This window comes from Hymenobacter sediminis, assembly GCF_003231285.1.
GTDB lineage: Bacteria > Bacteroidota > Bacteroidia > Cytophagales > Hymenobacteraceae > Hymenobacter > Hymenobacter sediminis.
In genome coordinates this window covers 1-26,901 of the sequence record NZ_QKNS01000013.1, presented here as the reverse complement: position 1 = coordinate 26,901, position 26,901 = coordinate 1, and the positions used below count along the sequence as shown (strand labels likewise).

Annotated in this window: 17 protein-coding genes and 2 pseudogenes; 5 read left to right on the top strand and 14 right to left on the bottom strand. The window is 56.6% G+C overall.

Features of this window, described 5'->3' with window-relative positions; genetic code table 11:
* Window positions 1-162 precede the first annotated feature (162 nt).
* Window positions 163-3,222 carry a Tn3 family transposase gene (locus DNI29_RS23215; protein WP_162303735.1) on the bottom strand — a complete coding sequence of 1,020 codons (3,060 nt, stop codon included), beginning with the start codon at window positions 3,220-3,222 and terminating at the stop codon, window positions 163-165.
* 165 nt (window positions 3,223-3,387) lie between these two features.
* Between DNI29_RS23215 and DNI29_RS23210 the strand changes: the two genes are divergently transcribed.
* Entirely contained in the window at window positions 3,388-4,008 is a 621-nt protein-coding gene (locus tag DNI29_RS23210) for a recombinase family protein (RefSeq protein ID WP_110980542.1), read from the top strand.
* 30 nt (window positions 4,009-4,038) lie between these two features.
* Here DNI29_RS23210 and DNI29_RS23205 read toward each other — a convergent pair whose 3' ends face one another.
* The 3 genes from DNI29_RS23205 to DNI29_RS23195 all read right to left on the bottom strand — a co-directional run bounded on the left by DNI29_RS23205 (window position 4,039) and on the right by DNI29_RS23195 (window position 8,146).
* Complete coding sequence (locus tag DNI29_RS23205; protein WP_110980541.1) at window positions 4,039-4,581, bottom strand: hypothetical protein; 543 nt, start codon at window positions 4,579-4,581, stop codon at window positions 4,039-4,041.
* Window positions 4,582-4,653: 72 nt separating this feature from the next.
* On the bottom strand, window positions 4,654-6,834 hold the full coding sequence (locus tag DNI29_RS23200; RefSeq protein WP_238388199.1) for a hypothetical protein: 2,181 nt from the start codon (window positions 6,832-6,834) through the stop codon (window positions 4,654-4,656).
* Window positions 6,835-7,435: 601 nt separating this feature from the next.
* Window positions 7,436-8,146 (bottom strand): hypothetical protein, encoded by a 711-nt coding sequence (locus DNI29_RS23195; protein WP_110980539.1) that lies wholly within the window; start codon window positions 8,144-8,146, stop codon window positions 7,436-7,438.
* A gap of 370 nt (window positions 8,147-8,516) precedes the next feature.
* On the opposite strand from DNI29_RS23195, the gene DNI29_RS23190 reads away from it, so the two are divergent.
* A complete protein-coding gene (locus DNI29_RS23190; RefSeq protein WP_238388198.1) occupies window positions 8,517-10,019 on the top strand; it encodes an IS1182 family transposase in 1,503 nt (500 codons plus the stop codon).
* 57 nt (window positions 10,020-10,076) lie between these two features.
* Here the strand turns inward: DNI29_RS23190 and DNI29_RS23185 are convergent, their stop codons facing one another.
* Window positions 10,077-11,249 carry a hypothetical protein gene (locus DNI29_RS23185; protein ID WP_110980538.1) on the bottom strand — a complete coding sequence of 391 codons (1,173 nt, stop codon included), beginning with the start codon at window positions 11,247-11,249 and terminating at the stop codon, window positions 10,077-10,079.
* 855 nt (window positions 11,250-12,104) lie between these two features.
* Between DNI29_RS23185 and DNI29_RS23180 the strand changes: the two genes are divergently transcribed.
* Together DNI29_RS23180 and DNI29_RS23175 are read left to right on the top strand one after the other, a co-directional pair.
* Window positions 12,105-13,385, top strand: a complete 1,281-nt coding sequence (locus tag DNI29_RS23180; RefSeq protein ID WP_110980537.1) for a hypothetical protein — start codon at window positions 12,105-12,107, stop codon at window positions 13,383-13,385.
* A 700-nt stretch (window positions 13,386-14,085) separates the two neighbouring features.
* A complete protein-coding gene (locus DNI29_RS23175; RefSeq protein WP_110980536.1) occupies window positions 14,086-15,366 on the top strand; it encodes an alpha/beta fold hydrolase in 1,281 nt (426 codons plus the stop codon).
* Between the two features lie 162 nt (window positions 15,367-15,528).
* Here the strand turns inward: DNI29_RS23175 and DNI29_RS24350 are convergent, their stop codons facing one another.
* On the bottom strand, window positions 15,529-16,941 hold the full coding sequence (locus tag DNI29_RS24350) for a DUF5691 domain-containing protein (RefSeq protein ID WP_110980535.1): 1,413 nt from the start codon (window positions 16,939-16,941) through the stop codon (window positions 15,529-15,531).
* An 808-nt stretch (window positions 16,942-17,749) separates the two neighbouring features.
* On the opposite strand from DNI29_RS24350, the gene DNI29_RS23165 reads away from it, so the two are divergent.
* On the top strand, window positions 17,750-18,958 hold the full coding sequence (locus DNI29_RS23165) for a RepB family plasmid replication initiator protein (protein ID WP_110980534.1): 1,209 nt from the start codon (window positions 17,750-17,752) through the stop codon (window positions 18,956-18,958).
* Window positions 18,959-19,165: 207 nt separating this feature from the next.
* Here the strand turns inward: DNI29_RS23165 and DNI29_RS23160 are convergent, their stop codons facing one another.
* The 8 genes and pseudogenes from DNI29_RS23160 to DNI29_RS25460 all read right to left on the bottom strand — a co-directional run.
* The gene (locus DNI29_RS23160) at window positions 19,166-19,483 is read right to left on the bottom strand and encodes a hypothetical protein (protein ID WP_110980533.1); all 318 of its coding nucleotides are present in this window, start codon (window positions 19,481-19,483) and stop codon (window positions 19,166-19,168) included.
* Window positions 19,480-20,256, bottom strand: coding sequence for a ParA family protein (locus DNI29_RS23155; RefSeq protein WP_162303732.1), 777 nt, complete (start codon window positions 20,254-20,256; stop codon window positions 19,480-19,482). Before DNI29_RS23155 ends, DNI29_RS23160 begins: the two co-directional genes overlap by 4 nt.
* 175 nt (window positions 20,257-20,431) lie before the next feature.
* On the bottom strand, window positions 20,432-21,757 hold the full coding sequence (locus DNI29_RS23150; RefSeq protein ID WP_110980531.1) for a Y-family DNA polymerase: 1,326 nt from the start codon (window positions 21,755-21,757) through the stop codon (window positions 20,432-20,434).
* 128 nt (window positions 21,758-21,885) lie between these two features.
* Complete coding sequence (locus DNI29_RS23145) at window positions 21,886-22,353, bottom strand: LexA family protein (RefSeq protein ID WP_110980530.1); 468 nt, start codon at window positions 22,351-22,353, stop codon at window positions 21,886-21,888.
* Window positions 22,354-23,132: 779 nt separating this feature from the next.
* Complete coding sequence (locus DNI29_RS23140) at window positions 23,133-23,591, bottom strand: plasmid mobilization protein (RefSeq protein WP_110980529.1); 459 nt, start codon at window positions 23,589-23,591, stop codon at window positions 23,133-23,135.
* A 387-nt stretch (window positions 23,592-23,978) separates the two neighbouring features.
* Window positions 23,979-25,664: a T9SS type A sorting domain-containing protein gene (locus DNI29_RS25465; RefSeq protein WP_498366059.1), complete on the bottom strand. Its 1,686-nt coding sequence runs from the start codon at window positions 25,662-25,664 to the stop codon at window positions 23,979-23,981.
* Window positions 25,656-25,835, bottom strand: a pseudogene (locus tag DNI29_RS25495) (DUF8696 domain-containing protein); the annotation flags it as partial. The gene DNI29_RS25465 and the pseudogene DNI29_RS25495, both read right to left, overlap by 9 nt.
* A gap of 156 nt (window positions 25,836-25,991) precedes the next feature.
* Window positions 25,992-26,621 (bottom strand): annotated as a pseudogene (locus DNI29_RS25460) (PKD domain-containing protein); the annotation flags it as partial.
* Window positions 26,622-26,901: the final 280 nt, after the last annotated feature.

The window sequence follows — 26,901 nt, the reverse complement described above, 5'->3', positions numbered from 1 at the left end:
ACCGGTACCCATGCCGTTATCGGTACGGATAACGGCACCAGTAGCGACGCTTGCACTCCCCGCTTCGTAGCGGGTGGCGATGCCAGCCAGCCGAAAAGCCAGTCAGAAAGATGGCCTTGGTTAAAAGTTTGGTCCAAAAGTCGCATTTGGCGCGGTAGCCTACTATCCTTCAATAGCTTCCCATTCGACAGAGAGCAACGCGCCCAGGTCGAAGCGTAGAGCATCGCTCAGCGCTTCGTCAGAGAAATCAAACTCCCCTTGCAGGTTGATGTGCTGCCAGCTCACGGGCGACATGCGGGCGATGGCATCGGCCAGGGCCTGCCGCTCGGCGGGCGGGGCTTGGAACAGCTGCTGGTTGAGGTACAAGCAGTTCCAGCACACAATCACGTTTTGCACGAGCCGTTTGCAGGCATCGGCGACTTGCTGTTCTTCCTTGCCGGCGTAGCGAAACTGCCCGTTTTGCCCGTAGAACACGGCGCGGGCGAACTGGTGGGTGCTTTCGAGCTTGTCCAGCTGGTCGTCGATGCGCTTGCGCAGGTCCTGGTCGTCCATGTAGCGGAGCAGGAACTCGGTGCGCACGGCCCGGCCCAGCTCGCGTAGCGCCAAGTAGAGCGGGTGGTGCTGGGAGTAGGAATTGAGGCGCTTGAGCACGGTGGAGGCCGTCACGTGTTTCTGCTTGAGGCTCACGATGAGCCGCAGGATGGTTTCCCACTGCGCCTCAATCAGCCCCCGGTCCAGGGGTTTACCCAGCCGCAGGGCGTACGCGGCCAGGTTGGGCACGTCCATGCCGGCGAAGGCGTAGAGCTGCTGGTCCTGAAACGACTGGATGCGCGGGGCAAAGGCGACCTGAATCAGGTACGTGACGGCGAAGTTGACTTCGGTGAAGCCGTGGGTATCGGTGCTGTGAATGGTCGATTCCACGACGTCGTTGTGCAGCAGGCCATCGACCATATAGGGCGCTTCCCGCGTCGAGGAAGTGAAGGTCGTCGAGTAAAACAGCCGGTGCCGGTCGTCGAGAAAGCCGTAGGAGACCAGGCCCTTGTCCTGCCCGAAGTACTTATAGGAGTACGTGGCGTGAATCGAATCCACGGCCACGTAGTACTTCTGGCCATCGGAGGAGGTGTGGGTCTGCTGGGGGTCGCGCTGGAACAAGCGGCTGACGGGCAGCTTGCCCGTGAGGGCCACCACGGCGTCGTTGGCCCGGCGCAGGTTGTCGAGCGAGAAGTACCAATTGACCGTGTTTTCCAGCGTGGACTGGGCCACGTGCTTGGTGGCGTGAGCCATGCGCGTCAGGCCCAGGTTGCAGCCGTAGGCCATGATGCCGGCGAAGAAGACCCGCTCAGCGGGCCGGGGCGGGCGGTTCCGGGGGCTCCAGTGTTCGAGGCACTCGGTGAAGCGGCACTGCGTGTTGACTGTGTGCAGCACCTCGTGCAGCGAAATCAGCCCCGGCCCGGGAAACAGCGGCCGCGGCGGGGGCGCGTCCTCGTCAGCGGGACGGGCCGGCGTCAGGAACCGCGGCCGTCCATCGGCCCGCTGACGTACGGCGGGGTTGGTGCCGGCGTTCAACCGCTCGAAGGTGCGGGCAAACGCCGTGGCCAGCTTGCCGTGCAAAGCGTCGAGAAAGGGCTCTGGTTCGCGCAATTCCGTGAGGTTGGTTTGAAACAGCAGCTCCTCCCGCTGCGCGGCCCAGGTGGCGGCGTCGAGCAGGTAGCTATCAAAGGGGCGGTAGCTCAGCGAATGGACCAGATTCAATTTGCCTGCTTTCAGGTGGTCGGCCACGTGGCCCGCCAGCAGCGCTTTGTAAAGGGAGAGGGCGCTGTCGGCCTCCTGCAGAGCCGTGCGCTCGGCCGCTTTCAGAAACGTGGCCGGGGGCTGGCTCCCCAGATTGCCGGCCCGGTTCCGGTACTGGGTCAGGGCCTGCGCCAGGGGGCTGTCCGGGCGGCCTTCGTAGGCCACCAGGCGCAGAATCTCGCCCAGCCGGCGCTGCAAGGCGCGGGAACGCTCTTCCACCACCTGGTAGTACGGGCCGGTCGGGTTGCCGCCCCCGCCTTTGCGCAGGTGCTGGGCCGTCTGGCGCAGCTGCGCAAACGCCGCCACGTCCGGGGTTTGCAACCACGCCAGTAACGCGGCCACTTTTTCCGCGTTGGTGCGGGCGAATGAAAAGGCCACCGCTTCCAGCTGCGCCAGGGCCGCGCCGTGGGCCACCACGCCGTCGAGGACTTGCCGTATTTGGCCCGCCGTGTCCTGCTGCTGGCGGTAGACGCGCTCCTGCGTTTCGCGCTGCGCGGCGTTGCGGTGGGTTTGCACCGCCTGCAACAAGGTTTCGGTGAGCAGGTCGCCGAGTTGATAGAACTGGTAGACCACGAAGCAGAGCACCATCAGGTACTTTTTGTCGGCCTGCTGCTGCACCTGAAAGACCTGCGCCCGCTCCACGTAGCGGGCGTAGTAGCGCACCAACTCCTCGGACAAGTCCAGGGCCTGCACCACAGGATGCACGTGCGTGAACAGGGCGTGCAGCACGGTGTAGTCCTGGATGTTGGCGCGGATGGCCGAGGGCCGCATCAGCTCCAGACTGCGTTTCAGCGTGGTCAGCCGGTAGGGCCGGTGCGAATGGGCCGGTGCTTGTTCTTCGGTGGTAAATAAGGCATCCAACTGCTGGCGCAGGTCCGGGGTCAGCAGGCCGGCCAGTTGGGTGGTAAGCTGCTGCTCGACGGTGCGAAAGGCTTCGGTGACCAGGCCGGCCAGTGTGGCGTAGGTTGGCACCTCCCAGCGGTGGGCGCGCAGGTAGTCCGCCGCCGTACGAAACACCGCTACCGGATTCATCTGCTGGCGGGCGAAGTGGGTGACCTGGCGCAGCACGCCGGGTTGCACCTGGTCGAACGGGGCGACCCCGACGTGATGCAAGAGCAGCGGCCGGTGGCGGAAGCTGGCTTTGTTATCGTAGCGGCTCCAGTCTACGACGCCCAGTCGGTGCTGTTGCTGCACGTAGGCGCGGTCGACCGCGGTAAACCGGTCGACGGTGAAAAACCGGCCACTGGCCTTGAAGTAGCCCAGCTGCAGGATAAAGCCGCCGCGCATGTGCGCGGCGCTCATGGCCCGGAGTACGGGCGCGGCCCATTCTGGCAGGGAAAAGAAGAGTTGTCGCTGGGCCAGCGTAAACCTAGGCGGGGAATCAAACGCGCGGCGTTGAGCCGCATCGAGTAAAGGAAGGGCACGGGCCATGACAAGGGGGGTAGTTGAAAAACGTCCCTTTTCCGGTACCACTCGCCCCGGTCCGAAATCGGCACTCCGGTACAGGAAAAACCGGTGCCCGAAACTGGTTTCCGCAATCAAAGTACCGTAAATTCGTTTTTGGCTTCTTTCCGGTACCATTTACACCCGCTTTTCATGAAACTCGGCTACGCCCGCGTCAGCACCAGTGAGCAGGTCCTGAACCTGCAGCTCGACGCTCTGCGCGAGGCTGGTTGCGAGCACCTGTTCACCGATACCATCTCGGGGATGCAGGCCCACAAGCCCAGTTGGGAGCAACTGCTGGCTTACGCCCGGCCCGGGGACACCATCGTCATTTGGCGACTCGACCGACTGGGCCGCTCCACGAAACACCTGATTGAGGTGGTCGAAGACCTGAGCCGTCGGCAGCTGCACCTGATTTCGCTGCAGGACCCCATCGATACTACATCGCCTGGCGGCCAGCTCGTGTTCCAGATTTTCTGCGCCCTGGCTGAGCACGAGCGCAACGTGCTCGTGCAGCGTACCCACGCCGGGCTGCAAGCCGCCCGGGCCCGCGGCCGCCAGGGGGGGCGGCCCCCGGGCCTGGCCCCGCGCTACCAGAAAATTGCCCCGGCGGTGAAGGAACTCTACGAAGCTGGCCAGCAGTCCACGCGTCAACTCATGGCTTACTTCCAGATTGGCTCCCGCCGCACCCTCTACAAAATCCTACGTTTTGCCGGCTGCCACATTGAGTCAACAATGACTCCAGTTACTAACAAGTCAGTAGACAGAGTCTGAACGTAACGCTGGGTCCCGTACGCCATTTCTCTAAAATGCGTCGTCAGAGAATGTCACCTCCCCCTTGGACATAACGACTTGCCCATTTTCCCGAAGCGTATAAATTGCGCTATCCATAACTACCGCCCCTGCTTTGTTCTTGTACCTAAAGCTATGCATTACACTTGTACCCCGGTAGAGCGTGTCGGTAGAAGCTTGTAGGGTTTGGCAACTCATTTTGAAGACAACCGATTTCTGAACCGTTGACAGGTACCTGTTTTGAAGGATACGAATCGTATCAGCTGGCATCTGGTTTTTGGTGGCAGCAGCAAGTCGAAGCAGGTTTGTATGCGCAAGGCTATTTAAGGCATCAATTTGCTTTTGTACAGCGACTGCCTCAATTGAATCCCAATCGTGCTGCCTCCACTTTCGCTCCCTTCCCCATCGTACGGGCCGGTACGACGTTGAATCATCCACTTGCCTTTTGATAAAGTTGGCAATAGCTTGTTGAGTTGGGGTTAGGGTTTCAACTGCTGGCTGGCAGCCGTGAAAAATGAGCATCAAGGTGCCGCTTGCTAATAGTGGTTTCATCATCACAAGTTGCCCTAAATTGACGTTCTGCTAGCTATTCCATCGTGGCTCTACACCACGTAAACCAAGAAGAAATTATCTTTTGGCTGGTTTTTTAGCCGGTGCTGGGGGCAACCAAGCTAAACTGAATTGTGGACGGCTGGTCCGTGTGAACTGCCCCCCTAAAAACAAGGCTCCATCCGGAAGTACCAACAGGGCATTCACATCCCCATCAGGGCCCAACGCCGGGTCGAAAGAAGGGTCCAGCCGTCCGTGGGATAGCAAGCGCACAGCGCGGGAAAAGGGAGCAGTATTGTTTCCCTGGCTGTCGCGCCGGTCACTGCCGCCGACCCACAGGCGACCATCCGGAAGCACGGCCAGGGCTTGGATATACCGCACTTGAAAGGACGGGGCGTGAAACGTTGTATCCGTCTTGCCGGTCGGCAAGAGCCGGGCTAAGTCAGTGAGTTGGGGAATGCCCTGAAACCCACCGGCGGAGAATTGTCCGCCCACCAAGATACGGCCGTCCGGATACTGCGCCAGGGTTGTCACCAGCCCCGAGTACCGCAGGCTTTGGAACGTCGGGTCCAGGCGCCCATCGGGCAATAAACGGCGCACGAGCGAAGGGTAGCTGCCTACCAAAATTTTGCCGTCCGGTTGCACCAGCAGGCTGCGTGCCGATTCTGTTGAAACGGGCGGTTGAAACGACAAATCGACTTTGCCCAAAGCTGTGAGCCGCAACAAAGTGTGTTCCTTTCCACCGGGTAATCTAAACTGCCCGGCCAGCAAGACCTTGCCGTCAGGCTGCAAGACCAAGGCCGTAATACTTTGATAAGCGTCGGCCGTGAGCAGCGGGGGCGCAAACGTCGTGTCCGGGCTGCCATCGGGTAGGCGGCGCACCAGCAGCAATTGGGACGAATTATTTACCCGGCTCCCCCAGCCGGCTACCAGCAGCCGGCCGTCGGGCTGAACGACGACGTGCTGCAGGTCGCCTTCCAGGTTGCAGCGGCGCGTAAAGGCCGTGTCGAGGGTGCCATCACTATGCAAACGGGCCAAGTTGTGGGCCTCCTGGTCGCCCACCGCAGAAAAGCTGCCGGCGACCAGCAGTTGATTGTGGGGGTAAGTGGCCAGCGCGCGCACCGTACCCGGGCCTTGTAACTTGGGCAGTCGTTGGTCTGATTCAGGAGCGCCGTTTGGTTGCAAGACGACGATTCCGGTCGGCGTAAGCCGAGCCGCCGATACGCCGGCATAGCGTACCAGAGAGGTACCGGCGAGTACTCGGCCATCGGGCAGTTGTTGCAGGGAGCTAATGTAAGGCGGGAGCGCCCGGTACTGAAAGGTGGTATCCTGTTCGCCATTCGACTGCACGCACAACAAACTCCGCCAGGTCGGGTCATTCGTTGGGGGAAGCCCTCGCTGGGCGTGCGCGGGAAACAGAATACGGCCATCGGCCAGCGCCACGAGCGGGGGGCGGTTGTTGGTGATGTACAGCGCCTGTCGCAGACGTAGTTGAAAGGCGGGGTCCGGGGCTCCGGAGGGAAGAAAGCGAACCACAGTAGCTGCTCCCATTCCGGCCAGCACCACCGGCTTGTCGTCGGCCTGCACCGTCAGGGCCATTAGCGGCATGGTCGGCGACAGCAGGGCTTGGAAACCGGTGTCGAACTGGCCCGAAAGGCGCAAACGGATGAGCGATAAATCGACTTTTCCCCCGACCGACAGGCGCCGGCCGCCGACCAAGATGTCTCCATTGCGTTGCTGTGCTAAAGCGATAACGACGCCCTCAAAAGCGCCCAGTGCGGTCGTAAAGCCGGTATCTACTGACCCATCGGCACGCAAGCAAGCCAACCGTCCCAGCACCTGCTTTCCCTCGGACAGGTACGTGCCGCCTACGAGAATACGGCCGTCACGCAGGGGCAGGCAGGTGTTCAGTTCTCCGGTAATTGTGGTCGAGAAACTAGCATCTGCTGTGCCATCGGCATTCAACCGCTTTAGCAGCGGTGGGCCAGCCGGGTCGAATCGGTTGGAGCCCATCCGAACCCAGAGCTTGCCGCCCGATGCCTCGTACACCTCTTGCGGATGAAATGCAGACCGAGCCGCCCGCCGACAGAAGGCGGTGTCTAATTGCCCATCTGCCTGATAGCGGGCCCAGCCTGGTACTTCGCGGTTTTCGGCCCGAAGGCTGCCGATACCACTTAGCAGCACCCGTGAGCCGTCCGAAAGCTGTAGTACTTGACTAACAGATGCGGGTTGGCAAATATCAGCCCCCTGTCGGGGCACAAGCGGAGACAAGATAGCCGTAGCAGGCTCCCCATGTCCGCAGCTAGATAAGAAGAGAAGGGGTAGTTGCCATAGGGCTGAGAATAGCAAGGAGAACGACATCAGACAATAAAAACAGTTGGGTAAGTATACGCTATTTGCTCCAGGCTCCATGCTTTGCATAACTTTCAAAATAGCTTATTGCCTGTTTATTAGCCCGAGACTTAGTAAGGAGCTTGGTGTCTGGGTGACTCTAGGTTAAACTGTGACCCTATTTTGGGAATGTTACTGAATGAGCCAAAGAGTCAAATGCGATTTTTGGACTAAACTTTTAACCAAGGCCAAAGATAGGGTGAGAAAGGGATCCCCTTCTTTTTGCGTGGCCCTCCTGGTTGGCCCCACCTTTTGATCAAAAAGCACTTCAACCAAACGACGTTGCGTGGGGGCCGTTTTGGTACACCTTTCTGACCTATCGTATGAAAAGCGGCAGACCTCTTCTTAACATGTCACAGTTCACCGTTTAATTAAAGGTTATAAAGGCCTAAGAAGCTCTTTTGAAAGTTAGTTTAAGATGCAAGTTTCTACCTGCTTTGTTCACATGGCTAGAAGTCGTCGTTCTTGCTTAGCGTAACTGCGTGTGCCCATCTACCGTGATCTGGTCAAAATATGCATTGGGTTTGCTCCAATCAAGCTCTTTGAAATACCATCGATACCGACCGCTTAGCAAACCAATACCCGGTTTGTACTCAAAGATGTCAGCGCCATAGTAGCGTGAAAAGGGTACGTGTCCCATGTCCCAAGGCGGGCGGGACCAAAACTCATAGCGGCCGTGGTACGCCCCCTCACGTACGATACCTATAGGTGAAAACAGGGCCCACTCGTAGGGGACGTCGGGAGGGAAAAGCGCCCGTAAAGTTCGATAAGGGGCATCGGAAGAGACCGCTGGGCTCTTGATGTTGATGGTCACATAGTCCGTCTGCACCAGCGAGGACGTAGCCTGGGAGCGAATGCGAAAATACTGGGTCATCACATACGGGCCCGGCACCCAATAGCGGCCGGCACGGCGCACCACCGGCAGGAGCCTATCTTGCGTAATGAGCAAATGATCACGTGGCTTGCCCGCTTGGTCATAGGCTTGCACGCGGGCAAAGCCGTCGCGCACCACTTCCGGTAGGGACCGGAGCATACCCGCAGGAAGCGTGTCGAGTGCCAGGGGGGACCATGTAATAGCGCCTTGCTTATTGGGCAGCAGCGAGAAGGCGATGAGTAAGGTGTCTCCTTTACGCCAAGATTTCCCTGCGGTAGCCGGGATGAGTAGGTTGTATGTTTCCATCGCAACCGGAGTCGAGATAACCGTTGTCCGACCAGGACGCTGCGGTAGTAGACTTCCTTGCGCCTGCACGTGGTGAAGAGAGAAAAGCGAATCGGACAGGATTACGTAGTGCCGCGGTGGTGGCCACGAAGATGCTGAATCAGGAGTTGACACAACTTGCGACCAGACTACGTGAGGCATCTTCAGCAGAGAAAGTAGCAAGGCGTAACGGGTAAACATAGCGGCAGCAGAAGAAGATAACCAGCGAAAATACCACAACATGTGCGGGGACTATAAATATTAAATTATATAATTGTTTTAATATGATAATTATAACTCTTGTGGCTGTTGCAAAAGTCAACTCCTATTGGGAGTTAAGTGTTAGTGGCTCATGCTTGGCTTTCACCCGATCCAGACGTCGCTGATCAAACTGGTCCCCGCTCACCATTTTTACCAGCAACTGTTACAGGCGGTTGATTTTAGCTTTGTGCGGCCCCTGTTTGCGCCGTTTTACAGCGCTGGCGGTCGGCCCTCGCTCGACCCCGTCGTATTTGTCAAGTTGCTCTTAGTGGGACACTTGGAGAATATCACCTCGGATCGTAAACTCCTGGAGCTGGCCCAGCTGCATCTGGGCATCCGTGCCTTTTTGGGCTATGACCTCGCGCAGCCCTTGCCGTGGCATAGTACCGTCTCGCGGACCCGGCAACGCTTACCCGTTGCCGTCTTTGAAGCCTGCTTTACCCACGTGGTCGGCTTGTGCATTCAGCAGGGGTTGGTGAGTGGCCAAACGAAAGCCGTAGACTCGGCTTACATCAAAGCCAATGCCTCCATGAGCCGGCTCCAGCGTAAACGAGCGAAAGCATCGATAGAGCCGACGACCGACGCTGCCCTTAACGTCCCACGCATCACCGCTTCGACGGACCGCTTAGCGCACATCCAACGCTTTCAGGCCGCCATCCGCAAAGCCAAGCCGACCAAAGGGGGCCGGCTCGTGAGCAACCTGACGCACTACAGTCCGGCGGATCCGGACGCCCGCATTTGCTTCAAAACGGGCAAAATGCGCCAGCTAGCCTACACGGCCAGTGTAAGTGTCGACGCGGCGCAACATGTGATTACCCATATTCATGCGGACCTAGCGGACTGGCGCGACAGCCGGTATTTGCTCGCTATTGTGGACGCGACCCAGCAGCGGTTAACATCCTTCGCCCTAACCATGACCACGGTCGTGGCCGATGCCGGCTACAGCTCCGGAGAGAATTACGAGCAACTCGAAGCACGTGGTCTCACCGGCTATATTCCGGCCCATGGTAAGTACAAAGCCGAGCACACCGGCTTTACGTACGATGCAGTCCATGACCGTTATATCTGTCGTCAAGGCAAGTATCTGACCTTCGACAAGCAGATTGTCGATGCGCAGGGCAATCCCAAGAAACGCTATATGGCGAAGGCCGCCGAGTGCAAGGTCTGCCCGCTGGCGGCTCAGTGTAAAGGCAAAAAGGCCCGCGAGAAACGGCTGCACCATACCCTCTACAAAGTCTACTACGAGCGCATGCTCGCCCGTTTGGCCACGCGCCTCGGTCAGCACATGCGGCGCCTGCGCGCGGCAACGGTCGAACCGGTACTGGGTAGTTTGATCACCTACTACGGCTTGCGCCACCTCAGCAAGAAGGGCCAAGCAGGCGCGGCCAAGGTCCTGTATATCGCTGCGATGGCCTATAATTTGAAGAAGTACCTGCGCTGCCACACCTGTCAGCCAGGCAATAGCGTGAACTCCCTACCAGCACCTAGGCCCGTTCGTTGGCTCATACTACACTTTTGCAACAGCCACTCTTATTATGTCAAACGACAAAACCTAGATGAGGTAGGTAGTAGCTCCATTCCTACGCTACCTTAAAAATTCTATTTCCTGAGCTCACACAAGTACTGGGCGGGGCATACAAGGGGAGAAGGGTTATTCTCGCTGAAACAGCAGGTCAAAACGTCCGTGATCAAGGGTGACGGAACAATCTCCTACATCCCCGTTACGCAGTTCTCCGAAGAAGCTACCCGCTACAATACACTGAGTCGTATCCAACCGGGTAATCTGGACCACTGCCGCCGGCGTGGCCCAGGAGGTATAGGATACGCCGTTGGTAGCATCCTCCAAATAGAGTGTGCTCCACTTACTGGATACGGGGTGGGTCCCCGTCAGCGTATAGGTACCTGGTCCTCGAACATTGGGCACGTGCAAGACCAGCAGAAATTCCTGCCCTTGTAGCAGCAAGTTGGTCGAGATAGTGAGCAACCGCTTCGGCCCACTCTCCTCAGAGGAAGTCGACCGATAGACGGCCTGCGTGCCATGGCCTTGCCGCAGCGTGGGTGGGAGCCAGAAGCTGGCACGTTTTGTACTGCCGGTGGCCTGAATGCGGCACCCCATTGTGTGGGCTCCCTGCTGGCTCACCGGCGGGAGAGCTTCCGGGGTATCCGTACGAGATAGTCCCCGCTTCTGGCGCCAAGCATCCAGTTCTCGCATGCGCTGGGTGTAGCGCTGGCCGGTCAGCCACGGCTGCAAGCTGCGACGCAGGGCCATATCCTGGCTTAGTTCCGCGCTGGCTGTATCTACGATCTGCCAGGAAGTGTCTATCACGTTTTGTACGAGTGGATATTCCCCCGGAATGGGGCTTGCCCAGTGGACCCCAGGCAGCAACGGCGTGTAATAGGCAAGACGGTCATCGATATAGCCCATCCGCGGGTCACGCAGATGCTGAAACGCCACCTCGGAATTTCCACGTCGGAAAAGCACGCGCTTTGTGTCCCAGTCTGCCCGATTCCAAAAGATAAACTCAACCGGCTCAAGCGCCCGCTTCCAGAGCGGGTAAGAAGAGGGTTGTAATAGGACAAACCCCTCCAGAAAGAGCACGGGGCTCCAAAGCAGCCATGGAACCAGCTTCCAGAGCCACGGCAGGCGGCCAGTGATCTGGTACAACTGGCGGCAAGCGGGAAAGGCAAGTAGCCACACCCCCCAGCGGAAGATATTTTCGACAGGAAGAGGCGAAAATTCCAGGGGCGTGCTCAGCGTCAGCACCATGAATAGTAGGCTCAGTGCCCAACTGCCGATAAGCAGACGAGGGAAGCGGGAGAACATGCAGCAAGTTGGTACAAAGGCTCGGAAGCTCCCGTACGGATTAGTGCGACTTACTCAATAGCCGCTGTCTGATAAGTCCCCGTTATGTTAACTAGTGGCTTATCATAAAACGACTTCTCGGACAGATATTTCATCACTCGATCAACTGTTTGTAGCTAATTCGGACGTGTTGTCCCCTTTATAGTTGAACCTGTATTGGTGAACTGACGACATAATCGGTCTGTCTTCTATCACAGTCTCCGAAGACCAGGCGAATGCGTACCCTTTGGCTTTGCGCAGTGGCGATTAACTCTTGAGTAGGACCATAGCCTAGGAGCTGGCTGACCGGGACACGGATGCGCTTACTGCCAACAGAAAGCAGATGAATGCAGGGTGGTATACTGTTTTTGTCTAGCATGTCTGGCGTTACGCTAATATTAAAGCATAAGGGAGCATAGACTTGCTTTTGCCCAGCGCCGGTTTGCAGCTGCGTCCGGCCACTGATATCGAGTGGCTGCCGCCCCTGATTCTGAAGTAACCACTCAACCGTATCTGTTTTGCGGTACACGGCACGGGAGGGTTCTAGCGTGACCGGTAGGGGTAACGGCGGAGGAACAGTAGAGGCCAACAGAAAAGGCACGCTTGTTAAGCTATGGAAAAGAAATAGTAGCGGCTTACTTTTCATAAGAGAGCATATAGGCTAATGTAAGTAGGCACCGAAAGGGATAAAAGATAGAACAACATTGTGCTGATCGCCTTCAGAGTTCTAGGAAGAGTTGCTTAACATAAGAGTAGTCTCAGACCAGTCTTGGAAATGCAGTAGTTTTAATCAGTCTAGCTGATAAGGCTGGTGTAGTATTTTTTCAATCAGCCTGCATGAAAACCTTTACGTTTAGCGCTCTTTCTCCCATACAGGATTTTCAATTTCTATCGGACTCTTCCGGCTATATTTTAACTCAGACAGGGCAATTATATCGTTTTACTGGACAGCATACTGCGCTCGTCGCTACCCCTTCAGAGTTTATCATTTCGCATTTCTACTTCCGCGACCACAACCATGGTGCGCTGGTGGGAATTTCGAAGGTAGCAGAACCACCTGTCCAGAAAGGGGCCGTTGGGGCGGCGTTCATTCCGTTACTGCTGCTCCTGTGGCTGATTGGGAAGGGGCGCCGACAAGGGGTCATTCAGCTGGTTTCCTGCTTAGGCGGGCTACTCCTAGCCAGTGGTTTCCTGCTCTCCTGTAGTTCGGCCTGGCAACGCTACCGCACGCCAGACCCTACCTCGCCCCATGCTACTGTGCTGACCCATGCGCCCCTGATGCGCACTACTTTCCATCAGTATTTTGCCAACAAAGGCCAAAAATCCTTTCTTGCGCTTACTGATAATCAAGGCAGTAGCTGGGAAACGCATTCTTTACCAACGAACTTCTTTCCGACTGCGCTGGCCGCCGTCGGCCGCAATTTTGTGGTCGGTACGTATGCCCGCCAGGAGGCGGGTAGCGTGCCCCTGCACGGGGACGGCGACCTGTGGCTGTATGGCTCCGATGCGACGCACACGCCCCAACTGGCCACTAATTCCACCCAACATCCCTATTGCATCAAGTTGAGCCGGGGCGTGACCGGCTTACTGGTTTCTGCTTCTGATTCAGCCCTCTACGTCTTTGGCAGTGACCGCATGCCTACGCTCCCGAGTACGGTCATGAGTGCCACCGCAGGTAATATCTACATCCTGCCTCATAGCTTACAATCACCTACCCGGCTGCTCGACACCCCAGATACCGTCGATGTGCAGTCCCTTTCACTCGCGCAGACGGGCGAGCTGTGGGTAACAATGGCCGGGCGCAAACCACACCTGAGTCATGGTACCTTGGGTTACACGGCATTACCGACGAAACGACTGCTACGCTTCACCGACGGGCAGTGGCAACCGGTCGTCATCCCCCCCTTCACCAGCTTTGATCAGATTACGTTTGTGCCCGGCACCTCGACCGGCTATCTCCTAGCCACAACGGGCGAACTACTGGAAACCCGCACCAATGGCGAGACGTGGCATCCGCTGGCTAAGCAGGCTGTCCGCAAATTGCACCCTACACCTGAGGGTGTCACGTGGCTACAGGAAAAAAACCAATTAGTCTTCTATCCAATCCCTGGAAAATAGTAAGATAAACGACCCTGCCAGAATGTTTTACATACTGTAAACGACCGTTCAACAAATGTCCAAGGGCAGCAGAACCTCCTGCTGGGGCAACCCAACCACGTGGTATGCCCGCCTGCTGGCACTCGCCAATCGAGGGGCCGCAGTTGCGCCTGGATTGCGGAAAAGGCTAACGGGTTGTTGGTTTAGATTCCCCTGTGGCGTTGGAATCCTTGCTACGGATTAGGGAACCCCATACTAAGCGCAACCCCTTTTGCTATGCCTATCAACTGTCGAGTTAGGTAGACGATGATACGTCCCATATTCTTAGCTGCTGAAGTTAGGTAGAAACAGTCAAGCGCAATAGTACCAAATTGCTTGCAACTATCGATGGCACTCTACTGGGACAGGAAAGGGAAAACGGCCCGCAGCGGGCTGGCTCCCTTCGCGCAAACTCCACTTAAGATATTGTGTGTTATAAACGACTTCTTGGAATACGTACAGGTTTGGGTTTGCATGGAAAAGTAACGGTTTTTAGTACTTAACCAGTAGACAGGTTTCCAATCACCTCCTGTTAGCAACCGCCGGGCTACTTTTTCTTCCCTAGCTAGACAACGCTTGTCGCTTGTCCCACATCTGCCGGCTACTGGCTTGCACCGGTAGAGCTAGATAAGCCCGTTTTCTTTGCCGTTCCACCGGCTGGTAGTACTCCCTTTCCATTCTGATGAAAAAAATACTATTCCTGTTTTCCCTGCTGGGCAGGATACTTACCGCAAATGCCCAGGAGAAGCTCTCCTATCTGCTGCAGACAATCGACGTTACGGCCTATCCGAACTGCACGTTTGAAGTCCGAGGTCAGCGCCTGATTGAGGATAAGTCAAAAAATGGTGGCGCCGTTGCCATAGCCGTTACCTCCCACGATACCAAAACCATAAAATCTTACTTCCATCAGGACGGCATGGATAGCTATAAGCCGGGTGTTTGGACAGCGGTGTCCGCTTCCGGCACCATTGACAAGCAGGCCAATAAGCTGTCGGTGGGCATGTTCTTTTCAGGTAGAGGAAAGTACTATTTTGATGATTTTGAACTGCTCATCCAAAGCAAAGGCAAGACGGTGAGCATCCCGCTGGGCAATGCCGGGTTTGAAAGCGACAGTCTGAAGCCCTGGTATATTGGCAACTACAAAGACAGGTCCAACGTCCGGCTGACGACCGATAAATTCAAGTCTGGCCAGCACGCCTTATTCATTGACAACTCCCGGGCGGAGTCGGAAGAGTACGGCGGCAATACCCGGCTGGGGAAGTATGCTTCCGTAAATGGCATCCGGCTCTACTACGAGACGTATGGCGCGGGCGAGCCGTTGCTGCTGCTGCACGGCAACAACATGTCGATTGCCTCCTTCAGCCGCCAGATTCCGGAATTAGCGAAAAAATACCAAGTGATTGCGTTGGACAGCCGGGGTCAGGGCAACTCCAGTGCCGATAGCACCCGGCTCACCTACGAGCTGTTTGCCGATGACGCGGCGGCCTTTCTGGATGTTCTGGGCATCGACAGCGCCAACGTGCTGGGCTGGAGCGATGGGGGCAATATCGGCCTGCTGCTAGCCCTGCGGCATCCGCGTAAGGTGAAAAAGCTGGCGGCCATGGCCGCCGTCCTCTACAACGACAACACGTCGATATCGCCCAAGCTGAACGCCTTGCTGCGCAAGCAGCTGGCGGAGATGAAAAGCAAGGGCATTACGGAGGCGGACATGGATTACCGGTTGAAGAACCTCTTGCTGACCGAGCCGCACGTTCAGCCCGATGCCCTGGCCAAAGTCAGGGTGCCGGTTTTGGTGATGGCGGGGGAAGATGACATCGTCAAACGAGAGCACACGGCCCTGATCGCCAGAAAGCTCCCCGGCTCAACCCTGAAAATATTCAAGAACGCCGGGCACGAAGCCCCCACGGAGGTAACGGAAGAATTCAACAGGACCGTGATGGATTTTTTTGCCGGCCGCAAGTAGGGTCATACAACCGGGAACGTGGTTAGTAGCTGACAGCCCGTTTACCCGTTGTTCCAAACTGTTAACCAAGGCTGTTAGTGTAAGACCTTGCAATCCAGTACTTAATTAAGGTGACACCCTAATGCCAGTAGGGAAGGTTGGCAACGCTACCTACTTGCTTTCCTAGTCATCTGAGCCGGGCGGTTCCTCGAGAGAACGCCGAAGGTGGATTTTGAGGTGGATCATCTTCAGGGCCCAGCGTATGCGCTCCTGATGCGGCAGCTTTGGGGTGAGCAGCCGGTGTAAGCGGTAGGCGACTTCCTGCTGATCGGCCTCGTCTATCTCTTGCTCGAGAAACCAGACCAGCGTGCGGATGCACTCGCCTGCCTCTTCCCACTTCCCCTCTGGGGGATCCAGCAGGGTATCCTCGAGCAGATCCATTACCTGCCGTTGCACGGCCCGGGGCCACGGGGCTTGGATGCTAAGCAGCGCCTGCTGCCAGGGAGCGGGCGTATCCGAAAGCCGGGCCCCGGGCGGAATGCAGGGCAGAATCAGGGCCGCTGCCTGCTCGCCAGGAATGAATCGGTTCGTCAAGGTCGACTCACCCGTGGCGGGCGAGCCGGTCAAGTGGCCCTCTAGAAAGGCCAGTGCCCATTCCGGCTGCTGGTGCCAGTACGTGGCCGAGCGCCACCCCGCGATGATATCTGGCCCGATGGGCAACCTGGTAGCTAACTGCAGCAGCGTACGAGGCGCCACGTGCCAGTGCGTAGACCAGCGGTCCGGGGGCAGTAAGCGCAGCATCTGGCTCAGCCAGCTGGCCGCTTCCCCGCCGCCCCAGTGAAGCGCTTGCTGCTCCAAGCCCAACGCCTGCCAGTCCGGCTGCCAGCGGGAAGGCAACGACACCCGTAGTTCCGGCCCACGGGCCGCCTGCACCGTCAGGGAAAGGAAAGGTTGGGCGACGGTCCAGAGCTGCTCGACCAAGGCACTACCGGGAATGCAGGCCAGCAGCTGCGCCGCACTTGCCCGCAGCCCCGGGTCCGGAGAGGCCAGATAGGGCGCGAGCAACGGCTCGTCGTCTGGCACCAGGTACGGATAGAGCTGGTTGATGAACGCGCGCTGCCCCCCGGGAGACTCCTGGGGCAGATAAGTACGCAGCAACGCCCGAGCCTGCGCAGGATCGCGCCGCAGCAGGGTCCGCAACAGGTGCCCGCCCTGCTCGGAGGTAGCTGGCCTCCACAGGGCGGGGTCGCGGATGGCCACCAGCGGGCGCCAGCGCGGGTTCTGCTGAGCCAGCCAGTGGCCCCGGTTTCCCAAGAGTTCGGGTAGCTCGCCGCCCAGCTCAGGATAGGCCACGGCATGGTCCAGCGCGGGGCCGAGCAAGCGGTGCGGGATGCGCAGCCCCCGGGTGGCCATGGCCCGGTAGTAGTCGGGCAGGAAGTGGCCCAGGTAGCCGTGCAGCATGCGGGCGAGCGCCTGCTGGCCGAGCGGGCCGAGCGTGGGTCGGGTTTCGGGTAAAGGCAGTGCTGGGCGTTCGTCGCTCCCGGGCTGCGCGGGCCTGCCCGCCTGGGGTTGTTGCTGTTCGGGCGTGCCGTCCATAGCGCTACTCGTATGCGGTGACTGCGTGGCGTAAGGATGGGGAAGATACCACGTAAGCTGTTAACGTGTGCTGGCTGAGGACAGGAGGAATTTCTCTATTCAATCCCATCCCTGTCATGGACGGGGTCGTGAGGGGAAGTCGGAGTGTGGCGAAGGCCGCACAGGAGCCCTACCTAGTTCGCTCCTCGACATGTTCTTCCTTGAGAGGAAAGTTTGCTCCAATTGAGATAGAGTGGTTTTAACTAATTGATCTCTATTCTCACTAACCCTATAAGATTAGAATTCTTAACACTCGCTGTGATTGAATTTGCTCCTGGCTAAAAACCCGATCTAAGCATGTAAGTGCCTATTGATTGGAATAAGAGCCCTTGCCCCTATGTTATCTCAAAGGTAACGGCCTCCTATCTCAATTAATGTATATACATGGATCCCGCTTTGTGTGCGAAGCTTACATTGTGCTAAAGCTACGGTCTGATATGCAGATTTAACTCGAAATAGGAGACTGTTACCTTTTGAGATAGTTTTTTATCTCAAAAAAAAATGACCCCTTTTCAAACATTCTATATTAAATCTATTAATATATTAAGAGCGCCATAACAATTTGATTGTGAGGGATTAAAGTCCATAAAACAAGAGCCCGTTACCTTCCAGATAAGAGTTAGTTACCTCTGAGATAGGAGCCCGTTACCTTCCAGATAAGAGTTAGTTACCTCTGAGATAGGAGCCCGTTACCTTCCAGATAAGAAATGAGATATTTTTGTTTACTATCTAAATCATTTTACCTTAGCAGGTACAAAGCTTTAATACGATGTCCAAGAACCCATATCCGGGCACAACATTAGAAAAAAGCCGCAACCGCTGGAAAGCTCAGGTGCGCATTAATGGTAAAACTAAAAGTGTTGGTTATTACAACACGCAACAGGAAGCTTATGCAGCAGTAGTTGAAGCTAAGAAACAAGCTACTGCTGCCAAACAAGTAGACCAATTAGCTGAAGTCGAGGAGTCTGACTATCAGTTGGCACTTCGTGATAATAGAAAAACTACAACTGTTGCTCAAAGTAATGTTCTTATTGAACATCCTTGGGCGATGACACTACTAGAGGCTCGCATCTTTGTGTTATTACTAAGAGGGTTACGTCGTGATGATTCCTCCAGTAAACGTATTGTCATTCCTTTGACTGATTTAGTGGGAGACCAGCCTATTGGTGGCAGAGGATATCAATACCTGCATGTAGCATTAGATGGGTTAGATGCTATTCGCATCGACTTACCTATGCCTAATCGCAAGAAGGATTATCACAAAGTGCCATTAGTACACTCCCTAAAGTTAGATAGTGGGCAAGGAACAATTTCTGGTTATTTTTCAGCTGATGTTATGCCTTATCTGACTAATCTGACTGAAAATTTCACATTAGGCCAAGTAGCTGATCTACTTAGTATTAAAAATCCAAACACGCACAAATTCTATTGGATTATGCAGATGTGGAAGTTCAAGAGTCCTTATACAGTGGCTGTAGAAACATTGAGAGAACTTACTACCGGAGGAGCCTACCCACAATTTGCGGATTACCGCAAGTATGTATTAAAGCCTTCAGTGGAAGAACTCAATGGTCTCAACTTCGACATCTCATACACTGAGAAGAAGAAAGGCCGTAGCGTCGACTCAATCGAATTTCACATTAACTATAACGGACATAGCAAACTGCAGCCTAAGCAGTTGCAATTACAACTCTCAGAATCTACACTGCCGACTCATTCATCTGTGAGCAGAGAGTTACCAACCTTAACTGACTTTCAAAGTCGAGTGGTAGGCCGGATGAAGAAATTCAAATTAGACATGCATCAGATTGAGCGCATTCTTACATTAAATGAAGATGATTTGAAGCATTTGATGAAAGAGACGCATCAATTACTGAAGGAATATGAAGCCGGCACGAAGGTTTTTGATAACATTGCCGCGACTGCAATGACTCGTATAAATCAGTTATATCCTAGGCTATACCCCAAGGCAAAATAGAGGGATTCTGAATAAGTATAAAAAAGCATAATTGCAAAATAACAATTTGTACTTTTTTATACTTATTCACACTTTGCTAGTTGTATGCGAGGTTTTTTTTGTCTTAAGGCAGGATAAATGGCAGAAATCTTGGAGTAGAATTGAAGCTCGAAAGTGCCTAAAGTTTTAGTCAATAGTGTAGAGCAATAGCTATGAAGTATACTTATTTTATTGAAGCTTCTTGCTGGATTTAAGCAGCTTTTGAAGGGCCGCTGGCGGCAGTTCTTTAGAAGCCTCTGGATAGTTTTCTAATTCCTTCACTAAGGCTGCCTCTGTGACTTCTTTAAACAGAAACCCAGGAACCCAATATTCTGCCTGCTTAAGCTTCATATAAGTTTCCTTAGTCACAGCTGTTGTGAAGGACACCCATACGGCTTCTTCCGTTGCTGCTGTTTCGTCAAGTTTAGCAGTTGGTTGGGAGTCGATGCGATCATTAATTGCATCTAAAACCTTAGTGCCAAACTTGGGTTTTTGATTGGTACTCATAGTCGAGCTAAAATTTCAGATGTGAGGTTCTGGTAATCTTTGGCACCAGCGGACTGTGGTGCCCATGTGTAGAGATCTTCTTTCTCAATTTGAGCTTCTACAAGGCTTACGTTCGGTCGGATGGTTGTCTGCATAACTAGGGAGCCGAAGGTTATATGGCTCTCCAACAACTGCACCATGTCACGTTGGGCTCGCCGCCTATCACTTCGGTTGTATTGGGTGAAAAATACCCCCCCTATCTTTAAGGCCTTGTTCAGACGCTTTTGTACTTGATGACACACGTCTAGTAATCCTACTAGTCCTTCTATACCATAGTACTCTGGCTGAGCTGGAATAAAGACTGCGGTAGCTGCAGTCAGTGCTGCATATGTAAGCTTACCGAGGCCGCCCGGCGTATCTATTAAGCAATAGTCAACCGCTTCCACTTCATCGAGTAGTTCTTTCAACGCAAACTCGGCTCCAGGTTTCTGACTAATGCGCTCTTCCGCTTCACCTAAGTCAGTTGAGCTAGGAACTAGATATAACCTCTCTCCTACTTCTAGCACTACATCCGACAAACTGGCTTGGCCTAATAGTACGGTACCCAAATGCTGTCCAGCGGGCACCTTAGCAGCAAAGCTTTGGGTAAGGTTTGTTTGGCGATCACAATCAACTAGTAATACTGAGTGCCCACGCTCTCGTAAAGCATAAGCCACATTTAAGCAGGAAGTGGTCTTGCCAGTTCCCCCTTTATGATTAGCAAAAACTATTGTCTCCATTTCGCTAATGTCCACAATGCAAGCCATAGTTGCAATTATCTACATTGTCACCATGATAATAATTGTAACAATTGTTATCATGGTGACAATGTAGATAATTGCAACTATGGCTTGCATTGTGGAGTGTTTTTGATTGTATAACGCTATTGCTTACGAAATAAAGCAGGAGAAATTAAAAATAATCTATGGCTCACTTAACCCATAATAGCTCCTCTAAGCGGGTGGTATAAGCCGGGCTGCGGTGCTGGGCTTTGCCCGCCCAGGGCACGGGCTGCCCCGCGGCAACGACCGCTGCCGCCGGGCGCACGGTGCCGCGCCCGAACCGGCGGTTGAGCGCATCCACCTGCTGCATGAGCTGCTGGGACCGATTGTTCGAGCAGGAGAGGGGAGGGGCAGCTCCGGGAGCAGGCGCAAACAAGTCCAGTTGCTGGCCCCGGCCCGCCGGCTCCAGCCCATCCAGAACCACGCCGGCTTTGACGTAGACGCGACCCGGTTCGTAGAGGCGCTCTACTAGCCGGCGGGCGTAGGCCAGCAGCCGCAGCGTATCGCTGGTGGGCCCCCCCGGCACCGTCAGCGTGGCCGAGCGGGTGTAGGGGGGCGGCACCCGCGTGTCGAAGCGGTCTTGGCTAATAAAGACGGTGAGCAGGTGGGCCTGCTTGCCCTGGGCTCGCAACTTCTCCGTCGCCCGGCTCAGGTAGGAGCTCACGGCTCCCCACAGCTCGTCAAAGTGGCTCAGGCGCTGCCCAAAGGTGCGCGAGCAGCGGATGCTCTGCCGGGCCAGGGTGCCATCCTCGCTGGGCTGCAGGCCCTGACAGGGCTGCCCCCGTAGCTCCTGCACCAGGCGCCAGCCCACCACTCCGCCCAGGTGCTGGCGTGCCCAGGCCTCCGAGACGCCCGCCAGTGCCCAAGCGGTCGTGATACCGTGCGAAAGCAGCACCTGCGCGTACTGGCGCCCGATGCCCCACACGTCGCCCACCGGCAGCGCCCGCAAGGCCCGCTCCCGCCGGCTGTCCGAGTCCAGGCGCAGCACCCCCTGCAGCTCGGGGTAGTTCTTGGCCAGCCGGTTGGCCACCTTGGCCAGCGTCTTGGTCGGGCCCAGCCCTACGCAGGTGGGAATGCCCGTGCAGGCCAGCACATCCTGGCGCAAGGCCCGCACCCTCGCCTGCAGCGGCCCCAGCCACGTGTCCATGCCGTGCAGGTCCAGGAAGGCCTCGTCGATGCTGTAGACCTCCACCCCCGGCACCTGCTCCGAGAGGCGGGCCATCACCCGCCGCGACATGTCCCCATAGAGGGCATAATTCGAGCTCAACGCCTGCCCCTGGTGCTGGCGCAAAAGCGCGCGCACCTGAAAGAAGGGCGCCCCCATGGCGATGCCCAGCTGCTTGGCCTCCGCCGAGCGGCTGACCACGTTGCCGTCGTTGTTGGAGAGCACCACCACGGGCCGGCCCTCCAGGCGGGGCTGGAAGACCCGCTCGCAGGAGACGTAGAAGTTGTTGCCGTCGACTAAGCCAAACATAGACTGCCCATAACCTGGAAAAGCAAGAAGAGAGAAGCCGCCGCCTGCGAGCAGAATGCGCCCAATTGCGCAACCACGAGCGGGCAAGCAAGCGAGCAGGAGGCAGAGAGGAGAGGGTGGGGCAGGGGCTAGTCGCGGCTGCGCAGCAAAGCCGTGAGCTTGCCCGGCAGCAACTCGTGCACCACGTGGGTGACCACGCCCCAGATGCGCAGCTGCTCGGGCTCGCGGATCTCGTAGTCAGCGTAGTCCGGGTTCTCGGCCTGCAGCCACCAACTCTGCCCCCGCCGCACCAGGCGCTTGACCGTGCACTCGCCCTCCACCACGGCCACCACGATGTGGTTGTGGTCCGCTTCCAGGTGCTTGTCCACGGCCAGCAAGTCGCCGGCGTGGATCTCGGCGTTTTTCATGCTCTCCCCACTCACGCGCACCAGGTACGTGGCCTCGGGGTGGCGGAAGAGCAGGCGGTTCAGATCGAAGAGCTCCTCGAGCTCATCCGAGGCGGGCGAGGGGAAGCCCGCCGGCACGAGGGAGGCAAACAGGGGGATCCAGAGGGTGGTGGTGGGCGGGCCCACTTCCACGAGTTCAACAGTGGCCATCAGCACAGCAGAAAAAAGACAAACTCCGCAAGTATACTAATGCAATTAGTAGTTCGGTTGTCTCCTTCTCCCAGCTTCTTTCCTGCATGGTCCCTGATAAGTAGTAAATAAATATCCTTACGTATTGACATGCAACAACTTATAGTAAAGTGTAATAGCGGTCTATTTCTAGTCTCTTTTACGGGAGTATCTCAACGTTAGCTAATATAAATAGTAATAATGCGATATACCCTCTAGGGAGCTAAGTGATTGCTCTTGCTCGCTCTCTGGGTACAGGTCACGAGGATGCGCAAAGCGGGGAGTGCCGTTGGGCTCCTAATAGCAGCCACTGAGGATACATAGAAGCCGCCACAGCAAAAAAGTGCAAAACGCAGCCATCGCTTTTGTTCTCCGGATGGCATCCGGTCAACTCGCTCAAAAACGCTGTTTTTCTGGCGAGTCGAACAGGCTATCCGAAGAGCACTTCCTTTATTTTATACCATTTCTCTCTTTTTCGGAGTCTCTTTCTCTCCAACAGGGCCTGTTTTCTCCCGGTTTTGCTGGAAAAAGCGCCGGCGCCTTCCGGGGAGGCTCCGGTCCAGAGGCAGGAAACGGCGTTGGGGGCGTGGTCTGTGCTTCCCCGGAGCCCCACGGGGAGTATCCCTACGGCGAACCGGAGCCAAAGTGGGAGTATCCCCGCCGCTGACCGGAGCAAAATCGGGAGTATCCCCGGCTCTTTTTGCCGAAAAAGGCGGAGCAGGGGTGCTGAATCACGCGAGAAAAAGGATAGTTATGCGCCGTTAAGCGGGCTTTTTCGGTTCTGCCACGGGGGCCGTTGCCAGCACGTCGGGGGGCAGCGGGGGCAATTCTCCTTCGGGCAGCGTAACCGGCAGGTTCGCCAGGGCCAGAGCGCGGGCCAGGGAGTCGCTGACCAGCTCCGGCTGGTTGTGGGTAAGTCCCCAGTGGATGAGGGAGACTTCTTGCTGCAAGCGGGCAAACTGCTCGCGCTGCTCCCGCGCCTGCAGCGTGGCGTCCCGCCGCTCGTCCAGCAGCTCGAGGTGGACTTCTTCTCGCGATAGGTAGTAGCGGCGCACGGGTTCGGCCTCGGCCGAGAGGGGCTGCGGCCCGCGCGTCAGCACCAACTGGCGCACATAGGTGTTGACCGGCACGCCGGCGCGGGCGGCCTCGTCTTGCAGGGCGGCATACTCGTTGGGGGTGAACTTGAGACTCAGCTGGGGGCGGTCTTCTTTGTAGGGCATAAGGGCAAAGATGCGCGCTTTCGGGGCCACAGAAAAGCGGGCGTAGCGCCCACGAAGCGACGAGTGGCTTGGGAGAGCGGCCTGACCCAGTTGTACTACTCGTTTCCGTTAATAGCAACCCGGCTGTTATACAGGTTACTTGTTAGGGAAAAGACCAGGTTGTACGTTGGTTACGGTACTGGTTTACTGAACCGTTTTCGCCCATTTCAACTACTGCTTCCTCCCCACCACCCATTGACTGAGTTGTTTAGTCAATCGAGAGGTTTTGAGTCAGGACAAGACCTTGAAACTGTCACCATATTTCAGTGTAAAATCAAAAACTGCTACAACGAAAAGGCCCTGACCAACGAGGTCAGGGCCTTTTCGTTGTAGCAGTTCCCAGCGGAATTATTCCCGTACGATCCGGCGGGTGTCAAGTCCACCTACTGTCTTAACGCGCAGGGTGTATACCCCACTGGGTAGGTATCCCAAGTTCACAGATTGCGTATTCAGGCCTGTTGCTGCTGTAACGGTCGTTATGAATACAACTTGGCCAAGAGCATTCAAGACCGTCAGTTCTGCTCCTTGCCGGTAACCGGTTAACTCCACCTGAAGACGACCATCGGGGGTCGGGTTTGGGTACACGCTCAGCGAGGTTCCCGCTAGTGGTTTGCCGTTAGACGTCACCGTGAGCGGGACTGATGGGTCCGACGAGCAGCCCGAGGCATTGGTGGTGACCACCGTATAGGCTCCGAGTTGCGCCGTCGTCCCGTTCAGCACGTATGTCTGCGCCGTCGCGCCTACAATAGCAACCCCGTTCAGGTAGAACTGATTGCCCGTGGTGGCACTGGAAGTAAGCGTGGTAGTAGAGCCATTATACTGGACACTTAGCGTCGGCGTAACCGGCCGAGCGTTCACTCCCACGGTGCTCGCCACTGACGTGGCGGAACAGGCGCCGGAACTTACCAAGCGGCGGAAGTACATGGTGGCAGTCAGCGGGCCAGGGGCAAATGTCTCAGCTGTAGCCCCTCCAATAGCTGTCCAGGTGGTATTGTCCGATGATGACTGCCACTGATAGCTGAAAGTGCCTGTACCGCCAGAGGCGCTAGCTGTGCTGGTGAGTGGGGCAGGAATAGCGCCCGCACATACGGTTTGGTCAGCGCCTATACTGCCCGCAATCAGCGCAGGCAATACCGTCAGGGTAACCGCAGGCGTATAGATGGGTCCGCAAGGGCCCCCCATCACGCCCCGGCGGTAGTACGTGGTGGCCGTGAGCACACCGGGTGCAAAAGACTCGCCCGTGGCTCCGGCAATGGCCGTCCAGGTGCTATTGTTCGGCGATGCTTCCCACTGGTAAGTAAATGGGGCAACACCGCCAGTAGGGGCAGCCGTGCTGGTAAGCGGCGCTGGCGTAGCACCTGGGCACAGTGTTTGGTCAGCGGCAATGGTACCCGCCGTCATCGCGGGTGCCACCGCAATGGTGATCGTGTTGGAATAAACTGGAGCGCAGGCGCTGCCCGAGCTAGCCCGGCGCCGGAAATAGGTAGTAGTAGTCAGTTGGCCCGGCACAAAAGTTGAGCCGGTAGCACCATTCATCGGCAGCCAGGTGGTGTTATCAGTTGAGAACTCCCATTGATAGTCAATGGTACCTGAGCCCCCTGTAGCGGACGTTTCGCTGGTAAGGGGCGCCGCTGTTCCGCCAGCACATATTGCTTGGTTAGCACCAATGCTGCCAGCCGTTACGGCCGGTACCACCGTTATCGTAATCGTATTGGATGGTGTGGCTGTGCAGCCACCCGAGCGCACTTGGCGACGAAAGTACGTGGTAGCCGTGAGCGGACCGGGCGTAAAAGTCTCGCTCGTGGCCCCCCCAATGGCTGTCCAGGTAGTATTATCCGTAGAAGCTTCCCACTGATAGGCAAACGTGCCTGTGCCGCCTGTGGCCGGGGCCGTGCTGGTAAGAGAAGCAACTGAGCTGCCGCTGCACACCATTTGCGATGTGGCGATGCTGCCCGGCGTCAGGGCCGGGAGTACGGTAATAGCGACTGAGGCAGTGAAGCTGGGAGTACAGTAGGGCCCTGATTGGTCAGGCAACAGCAGTTGCGCACGCCGACGGAAATACGTAGTGCCAGCCGGTAGCGTGCTTGATGGCGTAAAGCTGGCCCCCGTAGCTCCCGCAATGGCCGTCCAGTTGGTATTGTCTGTTGACGATTCCCACTGGTATACGAGCGGCAGACCGTCGTTGCTGGACGCATTGGCACTACTGGTGAGGGTAGCCGGGGCCGTGCCCGAGCACAGCGTTTGCGGACTGGCAATGCTACCCGGGTTCGGCAAATCCGGCACCTGAATGATACCCGAGCTTTCGCGGCAAAAGCAGTCGGTATCAATGCGCAGCGTCACGGTATAGTTGCCGGGCATAGCGTACGTATGAATGGGGTTCTCTAGTGTTGAGGTGGCACCGTCGCCAAACGTCCAGGTATAGGTCTTCCTGTCAAAGTCAAGGGGCGAGGTCCTAAATGAAATTTGCCGGCACCCTGTTATCTGCGCACTAAGCCCCACGCGCAGCAGGGAGCTTTGGTTGAAGTTGACCAAGCCCAAGCTACTCAGGCGGCCACCTAGTTGCAGGCTATCGTCGGCGTAACCGGCCTTTGCCCCCAGCGAGTCAGGATAAGGGATAAAACCCAGCGCCGGCTGGTTGTCGCGGGCCACGTAAATCTTGCCATCGGGCGCGGTGTGCAACGAGCCCAGGTCGGCGGGGGTCTTTTGCTTGAGCGGAATATCCTGCTTGGTAACCGGACCGCGGCCGCTGATATCGAATTGAAGCAGCTTGGGCGGGTTGCGCACGGTGGCGTAGAGGTAGCTGCCGGGCGAAAAGCTCACGCCATAATATTTGCCCGCACCGCTGTCCACGATGTACGGCACCTGGGGGTCGGCGCTAACTTGGCCGGTGCCGTTATCAAACCCAAACAGTTCTACAGTGCTGCTACTGTCGCCTACTACCTCGCTGTAGCGGGCCAGGGCTAGCCGCTTGCCTTCGGGAGTTACCCGCATCTGGCCCTTGTAACCAAAGGGTGCCACGCTTGGCGCGTGCAGGCTACCAATGGCTGAAATAATGGGTGCGTCAATGAGGACTGGCCCCACATAGCCAACTGATTGCCGCACGCGGTAGGCCAGAAAGGCATCGCCCCGGTTGTCGTTGCCACTTTTGGCATCGCCCCAGCCGTGTGCGATAACCCAGATGTCGCAGCCATTTTTATGGAATACGCCCGTTAGCTTTTCTGCCGTGCCGCGGGCCAGGGGCGTGTTTTTGGTGGCGGCTATCACAGTACCC